This window comes from Virgifigura deserti (genome assembly GCA_003576685.1).
Lineage (GTDB): Bacteria > Pseudomonadota > Alphaproteobacteria > Dongiales > Dongiaceae > Virgifigura > Virgifigura deserti.
The window spans coordinates 1-15,168 of sequence record QOZR01000003.1 but is presented as its reverse complement, the minus strand read 5'-3'; the positions used below and the strand labels follow the sequence as shown (position 1 = coordinate 15,168).

Sequence of the window (15,168 nt, the reverse complement as noted above, 5' to 3'; positions counted from 1 at the left end):
CGCTTGTCAAGGAGAAATCAGCCCGAAATGCCGAGGGCCGATGCGCCTATCGCGGCAGAGACGGCGGATACGGGCGAAATCCGTTCGTTCCGAAATCACGACCCTTTTTCTACCGGACGATCAGCTGTCCAGTCCACCGTTGCAGGGGAGGGAGAGGCGGCGGCGAGTCCTTTAATGATTAACCATACCTTCATGACGATGCGCCAGCCTGGAGTCAAAACTCTTCAGCGGCGTAGCGCCATGTCCATCCGGTTGCAAGCATGGATCAATGCGGCTCCGGATTCTACCAATAGCGACCGAGAGCCCGTCATGACGAAAAAGCGGTTTGGGCGAAGCGCCAATCGAGCGGCTCTCGAGGACGAGGCGCTTGCCCAAATCGCCGGACGACCGCCGCAACCTCCCGCGCGCCGCCCTGGCTGGCTCGAAATCGTGGGCGTCTGGCTCTGGATTTGCGTACTGACAATGGTCACTGTGACCATAACCGTTCTGGTCTGACGGGGTCGGGATCGCCCGAACACCGCCGATCCGCGCTGGTGGGCCACATTTCGAACAATGCACGTTTTCGACTGCGGCAGCTTAACCCGCTCTCAATCCTTATCTGGCATTTGGTTTGCATTATCACGAATGCGGTTGATCTCATGTCTTCCTTCCTGCGCCATTGCGTGTTCGTGTTCGTGTTCGTGTGTGTGACTGCGGCGGTATCGGCCTTTGCCGCAGACCCGCTGCCGGCACCCTCGGGTCCGGTGATCTTGACGGTGACGGGGGAGATCGGAGTTACGAACGCCGATGGCGCCGCTCGCTTCGACCGGGACATGCTCGAGGCCCTGCCGCAGGCCAGCTTCGTGAGCTACACCGACTGGACCGTGGGCCCGCAGCGCTTCGAAGGCGTTCTGCTGAAGGATTTGATCGCCCGTATCGAGGGCTGCGGCGCCGAGATCTTTGCCCGGGCCCTCAACAATTACGGCGCCCCGATTCCATGGTCGGATCTTCAGGAGTTCCCCGTTCTCCTGGCGTTGCGGCAGAACGGAGAGGAAATGCGCATCCGCGACAAGGGGCCGATCTGGATCATCTACCCCGACCCCCGGCCGTCCCTCGCTCACGTGGGTCCACATAACGACAAGATGGTCTGGCAGCTCGAGACATTGGAACTCCGGTAATTCCATGCGTCACCGCATCAGCGAGTGGGTACGCTACGGCCTTGCCGCCGGTCTCTTCATCACCTTTACCGGCAGCTTCGCGCTCAACTACCGGCAGGTCGAGGAGGAACAGGAGGCCTATGGCCAGTTGCTTCGCACCAACAGCTGGATCGCCGTCCAGCTTGAAGTCGAATATCTGTTCCTGCGCAACGCGCTCGACCGCTTCGCACTCGGAGATCCCGGGACGACGCGCGACGAGGTCGCGCATCGCCTCGACCTCCTTTGGAGCCGCTTTCCGGTCGCGCTGATCGGACCCGAGGCCAAGCTATTGCGCGAGGAAGCCGGCGCAGAGGACCTTCTGCAGGACCTCTTCGCCCGCCTGCAGGCGCTGGAACCTGTTATCCTCGCCGCCGGGCCTAAGGACTTGCAGGCCTATAACGAGGCACGCCGCCGACTCGAATCCTTCGAGGCGCCATTGCACGAGTTGACAATGGCGGCGATGAAGGGGCACGGCACGCAACAACTGCGTGCGGTGCTCCACGATAGCCACGACCGAAGCGCGCTCCACCTCGCCGGCATGTTCGGAGCGTGCGGGCTCCTCATGTTGATTCTGCTCGCCGAGCTGTCACGCAACCGCCGCATCGCCCGGGCGGAGCACGTCGCTCGGGTCGATGCCGATCTTGCGAACCGCGCCAAGTCCGAGTTTCTGGCCAATATGAGCCACGAGCTGCGCACACCCTTGAACGCCATCATCGGCTTCTCCGACGCCCTCCGGATCGGGATAGCAGGACCTCTCACGGCCAAGCAGGCCGAATATCTCGTCGACGTCCGCCAAGCGGGCGAGCATCTCCTGGCCATCATCAGCGACGTTCTCGATCTTTCGAAGGTCGAGGCGGGCCGGCTCAACCTCGATGAGCAGGAGGTGGACCTCCGCGAACTTGCGTCTTCCTGCCTTTCCCTCGTGCGGGAAAAGGCAGGGCTCAAGGGATTGAGGATTTCCGTGGATATAGCGCCGGATCTGCCTTCTGTCCTAGCCGACCCGGTGCGCATCAAACAGGTGCTGCTCAACCTTCTGGGCAATGCGGTCAAGTTCACGCCACGGGAAGGTTCCGTCGCAATCCGGGGCGAGCAGGCGCCCGACGAGGGTGTTTTGATCTCCATCCGCGACACCGGGCCTGGCATGACGCCGGAGGAGGTGACGCTGGCTCTGGAGCCGTTCTGCCAGATTCAGCGGGGAACGAACCGTCCGCACGAGGGGACCGGGCTCGGATTGCCCTTGGCAAAGGTCCTCATCCAGGCGCATGGCGGCAGCCTGTCGATCGACAGCCATGTCGGGCGCGGCACGCTCATACGGCTTTGGCTCCCACCGGATCGGATAGCCCGCCCAGGTTCGCGTCAATAAGCGAAGGGCGATGACGAGCTCTTGCCTTCAGCATATCGAACTGCCCGGGCATGCTCGGATGATCCCTGCGGGCTCCCCCTATGGGGGTGCGCCCCCACCATTGTGTCGAGCCAAGTTCTGCACCTGTAAAGAGGCGCTTACACTTTATTCATAACGCTGCAGCGGCCAATAACGCAAGGCATTGATCAGCCTAGCTTCCCCTAGATTGGCACGGAATTTGCCTCAAATGCCCAGGTTTTCTTGGAGCCTGGGAGGAATAAGCCATATGCGCATGATTTCGCGTAGTCTGCTATGGGCTGCCGCTTTAGCGAGCTGGTGCTCGGCCGCAACGGCCGCACCCGTGATATGGACTGACTGGACTGATACGGAGGTAAATACCGTCAACGGCAGTCTCACGGTCGGCTCAGACACAATCGATGTAACCTACAGTGGCCAATTCACTGCGCCTACACAGACAAATGGCGGCACGAACTACTGGTCGCCCAGCGCACCTTATGTCAGCGCCACGGTCGATAACGCCCCGCCGTCGGCGGACATCATCGCCATCAACACGGTTGGAGTACGGACCATCACCTTCAGCCAGGCAGTCGAAGAGCTGTTCATCGCTATTGTCAGCTTGAACGGCAACAATGGATACGACTTTGGCGTGCCGACCGATATCATCAGCTTCGGCACGGGATATTGGGGCAGCGGCACTCTCGTTTCCGCCTTTGGCGGAAACGGCGTTACCTCCACGGGTGAGGGGCACGGCGTGATCAAGCTGTCGGGAAATTTTACATCGATTTCCTTCAACGCGACGGTGGCAGAACACTGGAATGGTTTCACGATCGGCGTGGGCGGCTTGGCTGACGAAGAACCGCCTGTGAACGTGCCTGAACCGGCCACGCTCGGCTTGCTGGGAGTAGGCTTGCTCGGGATCGCAACGGCGTTGCGCCGCAACCGCCGCGCCGCCTGACCAGAACTGTATGATCTCTCGACCGCATGGCGGCGCCTTCGGGCGCCGCTTTTCGTTTGTCTTGCGGGTCTAGGATTCGATGACACCCAGGACGTCCGATTCCTTGAGGATCAGGTGATCCTCTCCATCGATCTGCACCTCCGTTCCCGACCATTTCCCGATCAGGATGCGATCCCCCGGCTTGAGGTCAAGCGGGCGCACCTCGCCGCTCTCGTCGCGGCTGCCGGGGCCGACGGCGATCACCTCGGCCTCCATCGGCTTCTCTTGCGCCGTGTCGGGGATGATGATGCCGCCTTTGGTCTTCTCCGCCGCCTCGATCCGGCGGACGAGAACGCGATCATGCAATGGCTTGAAGTTCATCCTGACCTCCATCTGACGTCTACCCAATCTATTTGCATGGCGGCACGGCGCAAGAGTCCACATCGCCGCTCGACGCAGACCGTGGACAGATTCTGCCGGACGATCTTAAATACAACCGCACCTTGAAGGGAGGACGTCTGAAATGATCGAGCGGCGAGGTATCGTGGGCGCGGCGGCGAAGGCGGGGGTAGGGTTCGTCTTGGCGGCGGCACTCGCCATCGGGCCAATGATCGGTGCCGCGGCGGCCGAGGAACTGAATGTGCTGAACTGGCAGGGTTATGGCACCGACGAGGCCTGGGCCCTCGAGCTCTTCGAGGAGCGGACCGGGGTCGAGGTGATCCACGACTACTTCAACTCCGAGCAGGAGATGCTGACGAAGCTGCGGACCAGTCCCGGCACCTACGACGTCGTGCTGATCAACAGCGCCTTTACAGAGCAGGCCGCGAAGGAAGGTCTGATCCAGCCGGTCGATTCGGGCAAAATCGAGAATTTCGAGGATTTGTCGCCGCTGTTGCGGGATTCGCCGCGGTTCATCATCGACGACAAGCTTTACGCCATCGCCTGGGTTTGGGGCATGACCGCCGTCGCCTACAACACGGAGGATCTGGAGACGGCACCGGAGTCGATCCAGGTCTTCTGGGACCTGGAGTTCGCCGGTCGGGTTGGCTGGCGCGATGACGCCGTGGAGGCGGTGAGCTTTGCCGCGATCGCCACGGGGCAGGACATGAACCATCCTGAGGATCTCGACAAGGTGCGCGAGAAGCTGCGCGCGCTCAAGCCGCAGATCAGGGCCTTCTGGTCGTCCGAAGACGAATGGAACAAGCTCTTCGCCGCCGGCCAGTTCGACGTCTCGACCTATTGGAGCGGATCGGCGGCGCGCAGCGCGACGAACTTCGATTTGCCGGTCGGCTATGTCGTGCCGGAGGAGGGCGCCATCGGCTGGTTCGACGGTCTGTCGATTGCGACGGATGCGCCGAATCCAGAGGCCGCGCACGCCTTCATTAATTTCCTGATCGACCCGGAGTTCTATGTCCGCTGGGCGACCGAGGTGGGAGCGCCGGCCTCGGCCAACCGCGAGGCCAATGCCGCTCTGCCGGAGGGCGATATGGGGCGCGAGATCCATGGCGACGAAGCGGCGATGAAGCGGCTGCAATGGATGGCGCCGCTGAGCGACGAGGAGCGGCGGACCTATCAGGAGATCTGGGACGAGACGAAGGCCTATTTCGCGCAGTAATCGCGGCAGTGAATGCCGGAATTGTAGATAGATCGGGGTTTCCAGTGAACGGCTCTGACCTTCTCCCTCTCCCGCAAGAGGAGAGGGAGGCCCGGTCCGCGCTTCTGCGATGGCATGGGGGAGCGCTTCCCGGGACGACCGATGCGGATTGAACAGCGCCGCCGTTTCGCCATTCTCGGGCTGACCGCGCCGACCTATCTCTGGCTGGCGCTGACCATTTTTCTGCCGCTGTCGGTGATGCTGTATTTCAGCTTCCTCACTGTGGCGCCGATCGGCAACCGCGAGCCGGCGCTGACCTTCGCGCAGTATGGCGCCTTCCTCGACAAGGAGTTCTACCGGTTCCTGACCTGGCGGTCGGTGATGATGGGGGTGCACGTTACCCTGGGCTGCGTGCTGATCGGCTATCCGGCGGCGCTGATCCTCGCGCATCACGTGCCGAACCGCTGGCGCGAGGCGCTTTTTCTCCTGATCGTGCTGCCGTTCTGGAGCAATGCCCTGGTCCGCATCTTTTCATGGACAATGGTACTGCGCGAGAACGGGCTGATCGATCGCGGACTGCAGGCGATCTTTCCGGACGCGCCGTCGGTGGGCATTCTGTTCACCTATCCGGCAATCATCGTCGGGCTCGTGCATTCCTATCTGCCCTATATGATTCTCACCTGCTACATCTCGCTGCAAGCGATCGACCGTTCCCTGATCGAGGCGGCGCGGAGCCTCGGTGCCTCGAATCTTGCGATCTTCCGCCGTGTCCTGCTGCCGCTCAGCTTGCCCGGCCTGCTCGCCGGCATGGTTCTCGTCTTCGTGCCGGTAATCGGGTCATTCATGGAGCCGCGCATCCTCGGCGGCCTGGAAGGAGTTACGCTCGGCACCGTGATCGAGGATCAGTTCACCGCGGTGTTCAATTGGCCGCTCGGCGCAGCGCTCTCGTTCATCCTGCTGGCCATCGTGCTGACGATTCTGGCAGCGGCCTATCCGCTGCTGCGCCGCAATCTGCAGCCGTTCTGAAGGTGGTGCGGGAATGAAGGGGCTTCTGAAATCTCTGGTGAGCGGCTATCTCGCACTGGTGCTGGTCTTCCTCTATTTGCCGATCGCCGTGATGATGGTGATGGCGTTCAATCAGTCGCCGCTCTATCGGCTCCCTGTGGTCTGGGATACCGTGTGGTTCGAGGAACTCGCCGGGAATGAGCGGCTGCTGGGGGCAAGCCTCAACAGCGTGGTCCTCGCCCTGATCAACGCCGTCATCGCGACCGCGCTCGGCACAATGGCGGCACTCGCTTTCGCGCGCTATCAGTTCCGCGGCAAGACCTTGCTCCAGATCCTGCTGTTCCCGCCGATCACGATTCCCTGGCTGATCATCGGTACATCGATGCTGATTTTGTTTTTCTGGACCGGCATCGGCCGCGGCCTGCATGCAATGCTGCTGGGGCATGTGGCGCTGTCGCTGCCCTATGTGATCGTGGTCGTCGGCGCGCGGCTGAAGAGCTTCGGCGTGACGCTCGAAGAGGCGGCGGCGACGCTCGGCGCCTCACCCTGGCAGGTGTTCTGGCGGGTTTCGGCTCCCGTGATGGGGCCGGGGATCGTCGCGGCGGCGCTGTTCGCCTTTGCCGTGTCCTTCGACCAGTTCGTGATCTCGTACTTCCTGGCGCCGCCGGGCATATCGACGCTGCCGGTCGAGATCTATTCGGCGATCCGCAAAGGCTTCACGCCGGAGATCAACGCCATTTCGACCATCATCATTCTCGTCTCGATGGGGTTGATGCTGCTCTTCGCACGGTTCTCCCGATTCGGAGGTGAGCGGTGAGCATCGTCGAGGTCGACAAGGTCAGCAAGCATTACGGTACCGTCGCCGCGCTCGAAAACGTCTCGTTATCCTTCGCGGACGGCGAGTTCTTCGGCCTTCTGGGGCCGAGCGGCAGCGGCAAAACGACCCTCCTGCGATCGATCGCCGGCTTCGTCGAGCCGGATCAAGGCGATATCCGGATAGATGGGGCGCCGGTGCGCGACACCCCGGTTCACCGTCGCGATATCGGCATGGTCTTCCAGAACTACGCCCTGTTTCCGCATCTGAGCGTGTTCGACAATGTCGCCTTCGGTCTTTCCGTCCGCGGCGCGCCACGGCGCGAGATCGCGGCGCAGGTCGCGGCGATGCTCGACCTGGTGCGGCTTGGCGGGCTTCAGGAGCGACGGCCGCGCGAGCTGTCGGGCGGGCAGCAGCAGCGCGTGGCGCTGGCGCGGGCCCTGATTACTCGTCCGCGGGTGTTGCTGCTCGACGAACCGTTGGGCGCCCTCGACAAGCGGCTGCGGCAGGAGATGCAGATCGAGCTGAAACAGATCCAGCGAGAGGTCGGCATCACCACGGTCTTCGTGACCCACGATCAGGAAGAAGCGCTGACGCTGTCCGATCGGATCGCCATCTTCAATGAAGGCCGGGTGGTGCAGGTCGGTCAGCCGAACGAAGTCTATGAACGGCCGGCGACCGCCTTTGCGGCCGCATTCCTCGGCGACGCAAACTTCTTTACCGGGCGGGCGGGGTCCCCGAACGGGACCGGGAGTCTCGGGGCCGGAGCCCCGCGCCGCGTCCTGTTGGCTGATGGTGACGCGATCCTCACGACCAGTCCCCTGCCGGCCGACGGGGAACCCGTGCGGCTCGCCGTGCGGCCGGAGAAGTTCGAGATCTATCGGAGCGGCGCTGGTCCGGCGGCAGGCGACGCGATGAACCGCCTTTCCGGGCGCGTCCTGCAGGCCATCTATTCCGGCAGCAGCATCACCTATAAGGTCGATGTCCGCGGTCAGGAGGTCACGGTGTTCGAGCAGAATCGGTCGGCGCAACCTTTTCCGCCCGGCGAGGCGGTCGATCTCGTCTGGGCGCCGAGGCATTCGGTTCCGGTGGAGCCATGAGCAATACCCTTCGGCCGGTCGCTCGGTCGGCCCTGCATGTTGCCGTCGATATGCAGCGGCTGTTCGGCGAAGACTCGCCGTGGCGAGTGCCGAGCTTCTTCGACATCGTTCCTGCGATTCGGCGGATCGGGGAGAGCCATACGGAGCGGACCCTGTTCACCCGGTTCCTGACGCCGGCTTCGGTGGATGAGACGAGGGGAACTTGGCGGCGCTACTATGAACGTTGGCCGAACGTGACGCTCGAGCAGATGCCGGCGGAGATGCTCGATCTGGTGCCGGCGCTGGCACCGTTGGCCGCGCCCGAGCGGATCTGCGACAAGATGACCTTCTCCGGTTTCACGAGCGGCAGCCTCGAAGAGGCAGTGAGGCGAAGGGGCGCAGACACACTCGTGCTGACCGGCGTCGAGACCGACGTCTGCGTTCTGGCAACGGCGCTCGCCGCCGTCGATCGCGGCCTGCGCGTCATTATCGTCGCGGATGCGGTGACGAGTGCCTCGTCGACCTGCCACGAGGCGACGCTTGAAATGCTCCGATCACGATATAGCGAGCAGATCGAGGTTGCCCCGGTCGAACATCTGCTTGCCGCCTGGACGGAATAGAGACGCACCGATGGCCGAGTCGACAGTCCCGCTTCAGCGCGCGTGGAACAGCTGGGACAGCGAGCACCCGGCAGAAATGCAATATCTGCCGCTCGGCCTTCGCATCACGCCCTGCGCCTATGCCAGCAGCACCAATGGCTTCACCCGCTTCACGGCCGGGAGCGAGGGCGTACGGCTCGGGCCGCGGACCATCGACGGCAGCTGCATCGCGCTCGATCTGGCCCATGCCGGCACCGCCTTGTCGCTGAACTACCACAAGCCCGATCCGTTCACGCTCTGCGGCTCCTGGGAGGCGCATCGGACCGGCGAATGGGGCCTGCGCTTCTGGGTCCTCCTGGTGCTCCGACTCGCCCCACCCACCGGGGACGGTGACCTCGTGGACTGGCATTTCGATCCAGAGTCAGGAGCGATGACGGCGCGGTCCGGTGCCACACATATTGTCATCCGGGGCGAGCGACCGCCGTTGTTGGCGACTTTTCACGACAGTCTTGATGCCTTGCAGCAGGAATTCGAGACCAAGGGATATTTTTATCTGGAGTCGCGCGGAAGCAGCGGGCCCGTCGCGGTGCTCCGCTACAATCTGGAGGAGATGTCGCGTTTCCGCTTCGTCGCGACGCTTGCCAATGATCCGGTCTTAGCCGTCCGGCAAGCAGCGACTCAGTTGGAAGAACCTCCACCCCAGCCCTCCCGCGCGGAAGGCGGGAGTGTGGGAACCGCTACAGGAGCTCTCGACGCGATCCGCGACGTGATCGGCTGGAACTCGGTCTGGGATTCGGTGAACCGGCGCCCTTACACCACGGCCAGCCGCAACTGGGTAACGCCGAAGTTCGGCGGCTTCGGCATCTGGCTCAACGATGCCTTGTATCACGCGCTGATGGCCGGCCTCTTCGATGTGCAACTGGCGCGAGAGAATCTGCTGTCGGTCCTGGCGGGCGCGACGCCACAGGGCAATCTGCCCTGCCTGGTGACGGGACGCGATGCCTGGATTGACCGCTCGCAACCGCCGATCGGCGCCTTCATCACCTGGCTGCTGTATCTGCGAACCGGCGATCGTGACTTGCTGACGCTCGCCGCCGACAGCCTGCTGCGGAACCATGAGTGGTGGTGGCGGGAGCGGGACGGCAATGGCGACGGCTTGGTCGAATATGGCACCTCGCCCTTGGGGAGTGGGCTCTACCGCGGCACGAAGCTTGCTGCCAAGGACGAGTCGAGCATGGACAACTCGCCGGTCCATGACGAGGCGGTGCTGGATGCGCAGAGCCGGACGCTCGATTGCGCCGATGTCGGGCTGAACAGCCTTCTCGCGCTCGACGGCGAGATGCTGGCGCGGATGATGCGTGTCCTGGGGCAGGTCGAGATCGCCGATCGGCTCGAGAGCCGGTCGGAGGTGCTGCGGCAGCGGATCCAGACCGAGCTTTGGGACGAGGAGCGGGGTGTCTTCGCCAACCGCCTGTGGTCGGGCAAGTTCGTCCGCAGCCTGGCGCCGACGAGCTTCTATCCCCTCCTGGCCGGCGCAGCGACGCCAGAGCAGGTGGAGAAGTTGCTGCTCCTGCTGAAGGACGAACGTAAATTCGGCGGCCGCTGGCTCTTGCCCTCGGTGACGCGTGACGATCCCGCCTTCGCTGACAATGTTTACTGGCGCGGCCGCATCTGGCCGCCGCTGAACTTCCTTGTCTATCACGGCCTGCGGCGGTATGGCTTCGAGGACGAGGCTGGCGTCTTGGCGGACAATGCCTGCCGGCTCTTCATGGCGGAATGGGCGCCACATCGGCGCTGCGCGGAGAACTACAATGCCGACACGGGCGCGGTCTGCGACCAGCCCGATACAGACCCCTTTTATAGCTGGGGCGCGCTTCTCCCGCTGATGAGCCTGTCGGAGACGCTCGACCTCAATCCCTGGAACGGCTGGGAAGTGACGCACCACGCCGAGGAGGGCCGCGTAGGACCGGTCCTGACGCCGGCGGGCGAGGCGGTAGTCGCGACGGAGGCGGGGTGCCTCACCTTGTCGATCCGCGGAGGTTGGACCTTGCGGACCAATCTCCTCGGCCGGATTCGCCATTTGCGGCTGGAGGCGCAATCCGTCGGCCTCACCCTCCCGCCGATCAATGAGGCCGGTGCGCCGAAATGGCTCGAGCTGCGGCGGGAGCGGGGCAGGACCGTGGCCCTCGCGCGGATTGCCGGCCGGCCGATCGACTGCGAAGCCGACGGCGATGTCCTCCGTTTCCGACTGCCGGCTTCGGATCGGGCGGCGTCGTTCGAACTGTTGCTGGATACGGATCAGGAAGCTGCGGCTCCTGGGGCTGTGCGATGATTCTCGTCTTCGGGTCGATCAACATCGATTTGGTGATTCCGGTCGAAACGCTGCCCCGGCCGGGAGAGACCGTGCTCGGGCCGGGATACCGGCTGGTGCCGGGCGGCAAGGGCGCGAACCAGGCGCTGGCCGCCCGTCGGGCGGGTGGCGATGTCCGAATGATCGGCCGCGTCGGCCGCGATTCCTTCGCCGATCTGGCGTTGGCCGACCTGACGGCCGCGGGCGTCGATCTTCGCGACGTCGAACGCGATGACCAGCCGACCGGCTGCGCCCTGGTCTGCGTCGACCGGCAGGGCGACAACCTCATCGTCGTTGCTTCCGGCGCCAATCGAGCGGTCGCGGCGCCGCAGGTCGGGGATGCGCTGCTGGAGGCGAAGACGCTTCTTCTCCTCCAGATGGAGATCCCCGCCGCCGAAAACTGGTCGCTCGTCCGGCGTGCCCGCGCCTGCGGCGCCCGCATTCTCCTGAACGCGGCGCCGGCCGGGCCGATCCCGAAGGACGCGCTCGCTGCGCTCGACTGGCTGGTGATGAACGAGGGAGAGGCCGTCACCGTCGCGAAGGGCCTGGGCCTATCGGCGCAGGATCCGCGGACGGCGGCTCGTGCCCTGGCCGCTGCCGGGGGAATCGCGACGGTCGTGACCTTGGGAAAGGCGGGAACCATCGCGTTCCATGGCGAGGAGGCCTGGCGGGTCGGCGCGCTGCCGGTGGACTGCGTCGACAGCACGGGGGCCGGCGATGCCTTCGTCGGCGCCTTTGCCGCTGCGGTGGAGTCGGGTGCGGATCTGCCCGCGGCGCTGCATCGCGCCAGCGTGGCCGGCGGGCTCGCCTGTCTTGCCCAGGGGGCGCAGCCGAGCCTGCCCGACGACGCAGAGATCACCCGTTATCTGCCGGAACTCGCCCCGCCGGCGGCGTTTACGCCGGAATAGAAACCTCTCCGACCAGCCGCGCCCCGCGCGAGGCCATGAAGTAAAGCCCCATATGGTGAGTCGCGTCCTGCGGGTGCGCCGCCTCGGCCGGGAGGCCCGCCGCTTCCGCCGTTTCCCGCGGCAGGTCATAGGTGGCACAGCCGGACTCGTAGACCAGGATCTCGCGCAGCGACGGCATCAGGTCATGATTGCGTGCCGACAGCATGGTGAGGACGAAATCCATCACGCAGATATCCGTGCAGATGCCGACGACGAGCAGGCTGTCGAGCCGGTGCCGGTTGACCCAATCGACCACGCCGTTCGAGCCGTCGCTCGCAATCGCTCCGACAAAACCGTTGATGCAATCCTTGCGGATCAGCGTCACCCCGGGTTCCTGTTCGAGCCAGGCGAGCTCCGGCACCAGATTCTCCTCGTCAGTGCCCGCCTCGCAATGGGGCGGGTAGGGCGGCTCCGGCTTTCCGGGAATATGCGTATCGAGAAAGGCCAGGATCGGCCAATCCTGTGCGCCGAAGGCCCGGGCGAGGCGGTCCGTCTCGGCGACCATGCCCGAAACCTGCGGGTTCTCGGTTCGTGGCGCCAGGGCGCCGGCCCCGACCGTGGCGAAGCCGTTGACCTCGTCGACGATCACCAACCCGACATGCCTCCCCGCAAGCTCGCACGCCTCCAGGCGCACGGGCAGCGCATTGCGAAGCTGGCCGATGAGGGAGGATTCAGAAACTGGATCGACTGTGTTTTCCATGACCAATTATGAGCGACAACAGTTCCGGCAAATCAACCGATTCTTCCATTTGGCAGTCCGTTGGAGATGGGACAAGGCGGAATTTCATCGCGCCGGCCGGACGACCGTGCTCCGCGATTGTCACTGTAAAGTTGCTGCGCGCGCGTCACGACGGCGTTATATGGTGCCGGTGAAATTCCTGCACATTTCCCGGCGAAAGATTCCGCATGCCCGATTCCCGTGTCCCGACCAGCCGTCCCACCCCGATCCCCTTCATTGATCTTCAGGCACAGCGCCAGCATATCGGCTCCCGTATCGACCAGGCGATCGGGCGGGTCCTGGAGCATGGCCGGTTCATTCTGGGGCCGGAGGTCACGGAACTCGAGCGCCAGCTCGCCGCGTTCTGCGGGGTTTCGCACGCAGTCACCTGCGCGAACGGCACCGATGCTCTGCAGCTGGTGTTGATGGCTCGGGAGATCGGGCCGGGGGACGCCGTTTTCGTGCCCAGCTTCACCTTTACCGCGACGGCCGAGGTGGTGGCACTGATCGGCGCGACGCCGGTGTTCGTCGATATCCGCGACTCCGACTTCAACATGGATCCGGCGGCGCTCGAAGCGGCAGTCGTCTGGGCAGGCCGCGAGGGCCTGAAGCCGACGGCGATCATCGCTGTCGACCTGTTCGGCCAGCCGGCGGATTACACGGCGCTCTCGGCGATTGCGGCCGAACATAAGCTGTTCCTGCTCGCCGACGCTGCGCAAAGCTTCGGCGCCGAGCGCGCCGGACGGCGAGTCGGCGCCATGGGCGATGCGGCGACGACCAGCTTCTTTCCGGCCAAGCCGCTCGGGTGCTATGGCGATGGCGGCGCGATCTTCACGCAGGACGAGAACATGGCGGCGGTGCTGCGCTCGCTGCGGATGCACGGGCAGGGAGTCGATCGCTACGACAATGTGCGAATCGGGATGACCTCACGGCTGGACACGGTCCAGGCGGCGATTCTGATGGAGAAGCTGGCGATTCTTCCCGATGAGATCCTGGCGCGCCAGCGCGTCGCGCAGCGCTATAATGACGGACTCGGCGATCTGATCGGCACGCCGCGTGTCGAGGAGGGCGTGCGCTCGGTCTGGGCCCAGTACACGATCACCCTCGACGGCCGCGACCAGGTTGCTGCCGAGCTTGGCGCGGCGGGCATACCCACTGCGATCTATTACCCCAAGCCGCTGCATCTGCAGGCCGCTTATCGGCGCTTTCCGGCGCCCGCCGGTCTGCCCGTTTCCGAACGGCTGGCGGATTATGTCCTCAGCTTGCCGATGCACCCCTATCTCGATCCCGACACGCAGGACCGCATCATTAATGCGGTCAGGGCCGCGAGGCCCGGACGGCCGTCCAAAGGCTAAGGCCGGAGCCTGAAAGCCCCGGAAAGCGCCGTCTTTCGCTTGGTCGAGGGCGCTGGTGGCGCGACGTTTGCCGAATCTTGAGAAAAAGAGGGCAGGTTCGGTCCTTAACGGTGGCAGAGGTCTGCGGCCGTGGGGGGACGATTACCGGCCATGCGCCACCGCATTATCCAGTACCAGGGCAAGCGTTATTCCCTGAAGCTCGACGAGATCGTTTGGCAGTGCCTGGAAGCGGCGGCCGCGCGGGCCGGCATCCGGCTGAACCAGCTGGTCGCCACGGTCGCACGAGAGGCTTCCGACGAGTCGAGCGTTACCGGTGCTCTGCGTCTCTTCTGTCTCCGGCAGAGCCTGGAGCGGGCGGAGCAGCTCGAGCGCGAGCTCAACCGGCTTTCGCTCGCCAGCCGTGGCGTGCCCGTCAACCTCGTGGCGGAAGCGAGTCCGGCGCCATGCCTCGTGGTGTCGCGCGGGCAGATCATTCTGGATGCAAATCCGGCGGCCCTGGCCTGGATGAGCGTCGACGGCTCGGCCCTGATCGGCAAATCGGTCGAGCATTACTTCCAGATCAAAGCGACCCTGCCGCTTGCGAGCATCGTCGAGCAGTTCGCGAAAGGCTTGGCAAAGGTGTTTCAGGCCCGGATCGTCTATCTGCGCCCGGGGCGTGTCATCATGGCCCCGGCCAATTTATGTCCAGTGATGACCGACAACCCTGACGACTTCGCCTACCTGATCCTGGTCGACAGCGCAGACCGGAACTGAACGGTCGCCGCGCAGCCAGGGCGGCAAGCCGAAGCGGCTACCCAGAGTTAACCATAGCTCGAAATCAGCGCTGAAACGCAAGCCGCAACAAGTGGTTAATTCCCATATATTTATGCCGAACTTTATGAGAATTGTTGAAACGGCGCGCCGTCGACTGTAGGTTGCCGGGATTGGGGTCTTCGAAGGCTATTGGCCTGCGTGGCAGGGCGGCTATTCAACAGGCACCTCGAATGAGGGGCGGATGCAAGTGATCGATAACGGCGACGAACTTCCGACGCCCCATGCGGGGGCGGCGAAGTGCGGCATGGGGGCGGAGGATTTGGCCGTCACGCTGTCGCTGGGCGATCTCTTGCCGGATGCCAATGGCGATGTCGTGATCGTCAGCGCCGGCGGAAGGGCCTCTCTCAGCATCGTGACCGAAGAGAGGATCCGCGAGTCGGGGATGGCGGACGGTCACGTGACCGCCGACGGGTTCGATGTCG

General features: G+C 64.2%; 15 protein-coding genes. 13 read left to right on the top strand and 2 right to left on the bottom strand.

The genetic code is table 11. The features are described 5' to 3' along the window. The first annotated feature begins 638 nt into the window (after positions 1–638). From DT069_RS05655 to DT069_RS05645, 3 genes are all read left to right on the top strand, one after another. Positions 639–1,157 (top strand): putative pterin-binding protein, encoded by a 519-nt coding sequence (locus tag DT069_RS05655; RefSeq protein WP_162913000.1) that lies wholly within the window; start codon positions 639–641, stop codon positions 1,155–1,157. Positions 1,158–1,161: 4 nt separating this feature from the next. Then, positions 1,162–2,538, top strand: a complete 1,377-nt coding sequence (locus tag DT069_RS05650) for a sensor histidine kinase (protein ID WP_119459325.1) — start codon at positions 1,162–1,164, stop codon at positions 2,536–2,538. Between the two features lie 265 nt (positions 2,539–2,803). Beyond that, positions 2,804–3,493, top strand: coding sequence for a PEP-CTERM sorting domain-containing protein (locus tag DT069_RS05645; protein WP_162912999.1), 690 nt, complete (start codon positions 2,804–2,806; stop codon positions 3,491–3,493). 69 nt (positions 3,494–3,562) lie between these two features. Here the strand turns inward: DT069_RS05645 and DT069_RS05640 are convergent, their stop codons facing one another. After that, positions 3,563–3,853 carry a co-chaperone GroES gene (locus tag DT069_RS05640; RefSeq protein ID WP_119459323.1) on the bottom strand — a complete coding sequence of 97 codons (291 nt, stop codon included), beginning with the start codon at positions 3,851–3,853 and terminating at the stop codon, positions 3,563–3,565. Positions 3,854–3,995: 142 nt separating this feature from the next. Between DT069_RS05640 and DT069_RS05635 the strand changes: the two genes are divergently transcribed. The 7 genes from DT069_RS05635 to DT069_RS05605 all read left to right on the top strand — a co-directional run bounded on the left by DT069_RS05635 (position 3,996) and on the right by DT069_RS05605 (position 11,821). Then, complete coding sequence (locus DT069_RS05635) at positions 3,996–5,087, top strand: ABC transporter substrate-binding protein (protein WP_425450033.1); 1,092 nt, start codon at positions 3,996–3,998, stop codon at positions 5,085–5,087. 141 nt (positions 5,088–5,228) lie between these two features. Continuing rightward, a complete protein-coding gene (locus DT069_RS05630) occupies positions 5,229–6,092 on the top strand; it encodes an ABC transporter permease (protein ID WP_119459691.1) in 864 nt (287 codons plus the stop codon). Positions 6,093–6,105: 13 nt separating this feature from the next. Then, entirely contained in the window at positions 6,106–6,888 is a 783-nt protein-coding gene (locus DT069_RS05625) for an ABC transporter permease (protein WP_119459322.1), read from the top strand. Beyond that, positions 6,885–7,985 (top strand): ABC transporter ATP-binding protein, encoded by a 1,101-nt coding sequence (locus DT069_RS05620; protein ID WP_119459321.1) that lies wholly within the window; start codon positions 6,885–6,887, stop codon positions 7,983–7,985. The genes DT069_RS05625 and DT069_RS05620 overlap by 4 nt, the downstream gene beginning before the upstream one ends. Continuing rightward, the gene (locus tag DT069_RS05615; protein ID WP_119459320.1) at positions 7,982–8,584 is read left to right on the top strand and encodes a cysteine hydrolase family protein; all 603 of its coding nucleotides are present in this window, start codon (positions 7,982–7,984) and stop codon (positions 8,582–8,584) included. Before DT069_RS05620 ends, DT069_RS05615 begins: the two co-directional genes overlap by 4 nt. A 10-nt stretch (positions 8,585–8,594) precedes the next feature. Beyond that, positions 8,595–10,895, top strand: coding sequence for an amylo-alpha-1,6-glucosidase (locus DT069_RS05610; RefSeq protein WP_119459319.1), 2,301 nt, complete (start codon positions 8,595–8,597; stop codon positions 10,893–10,895). Next, positions 10,892–11,821 (top strand): ribokinase, encoded by a 930-nt coding sequence (locus DT069_RS05605; RefSeq protein ID WP_119459318.1) that lies wholly within the window; start codon positions 10,892–10,894, stop codon positions 11,819–11,821. Before DT069_RS05610 ends, DT069_RS05605 begins: the two co-directional genes overlap by 4 nt. Here the strand turns inward: DT069_RS05605 and DT069_RS05600 are convergent. After that, complete coding sequence (locus DT069_RS05600; protein ID WP_119459317.1) at positions 11,808–12,560, bottom strand: isochorismatase family protein; 753 nt, start codon at positions 12,558–12,560, stop codon at positions 11,808–11,810. The two genes, DT069_RS05605 and DT069_RS05600, sit on opposite strands and share 14 nt — an antisense overlap. A 206-nt stretch (positions 12,561–12,766) precedes the next feature. Between DT069_RS05600 and DT069_RS05595 the strand changes: the two genes are divergently transcribed. The 3 genes from DT069_RS05595 to DT069_RS05585 all read left to right on the top strand — a co-directional run. Further along, complete coding sequence (locus DT069_RS05595) at positions 12,767–13,933, top strand: DegT/DnrJ/EryC1/StrS family aminotransferase (RefSeq protein ID WP_119459316.1); 1,167 nt, start codon at positions 12,767–12,769, stop codon at positions 13,931–13,933. 150 nt (positions 13,934–14,083) lie between these two features. Next, positions 14,084–14,686: a ribbon-helix-helix domain-containing protein gene (locus DT069_RS05590; RefSeq protein ID WP_119459315.1), complete on the top strand. Its 603-nt coding sequence runs from the start codon at positions 14,084–14,086 to the stop codon at positions 14,684–14,686. Between the two features lie 241 nt (positions 14,687–14,927). Further along, positions 14,928–15,168 (top strand): hypothetical protein (locus DT069_RS05585; RefSeq protein ID WP_162912998.1); only part of this gene is annotated, 241 nt, incomplete at its 3' end.

Excerpts from the sequence above, each read along its gene's own strand:
- DT069_RS05655 (WP_162913000.1), top strand. The coding sequence starts at position 639 with ATGTCTTCCTTCCTGCGCCATTGCGTGTTCGTGTTCGTGTTCGTGTGT.
- DT069_RS05650 (WP_119459325.1), top strand. The coding sequence starts at position 1,162 with ATGCGTCACCGCATCAGCGAGTGGGTACGCTACGGCCTTGCCGCCGGT.
- DT069_RS05645 (WP_162912999.1), top strand. The coding sequence starts at position 2,804 with ATGCGCATGATTTCGCGTAGTCTGCTATGGGCTGCCGCTTTAGCGAGC.
- DT069_RS05640 (WP_119459323.1), bottom strand. The coding sequence starts at position 3,853 with ATGAACTTCAAGCCATTGCATGATCGCGTTCTCGTCCGCCGGATCGAG.
- DT069_RS05635 (WP_425450033.1), top strand. The coding sequence starts at position 3,996 with ATGATCGAGCGGCGAGGTATCGTGGGCGCGGCGGCGAAGGCGGGGGTA.
- DT069_RS05630 (WP_119459691.1), top strand. The coding sequence starts at position 5,229 with ATGCGGATTGAACAGCGCCGCCGTTTCGCCATTCTCGGGCTGACCGCG.
- DT069_RS05625 (WP_119459322.1), top strand. The coding sequence starts at position 6,106 with ATGAAGGGGCTTCTGAAATCTCTGGTGAGCGGCTATCTCGCACTGGTG.
- DT069_RS05615 (WP_119459320.1), top strand. The coding sequence starts at position 7,982 with ATGAGCAATACCCTTCGGCCGGTCGCTCGGTCGGCCCTGCATGTTGCC.
- DT069_RS05610 (WP_119459319.1), top strand. The coding sequence starts at position 8,595 with ATGGCCGAGTCGACAGTCCCGCTTCAGCGCGCGTGGAACAGCTGGGAC.
- DT069_RS05605 (WP_119459318.1), top strand. The coding sequence starts at position 10,892 with ATGATTCTCGTCTTCGGGTCGATCAACATCGATTTGGTGATTCCGGTC.
- DT069_RS05600 (WP_119459317.1), bottom strand. The coding sequence starts at position 12,560 with ATGGAAAACACAGTCGATCCAGTTTCTGAATCCTCCCTCATCGGCCAG.
- DT069_RS05595 (WP_119459316.1), top strand. The coding sequence starts at position 12,767 with ATGCCCGATTCCCGTGTCCCGACCAGCCGTCCCACCCCGATCCCCTTC.
- DT069_RS05590 (WP_119459315.1), top strand. The coding sequence starts at position 14,084 with ATGCGCCACCGCATTATCCAGTACCAGGGCAAGCGTTATTCCCTGAAG.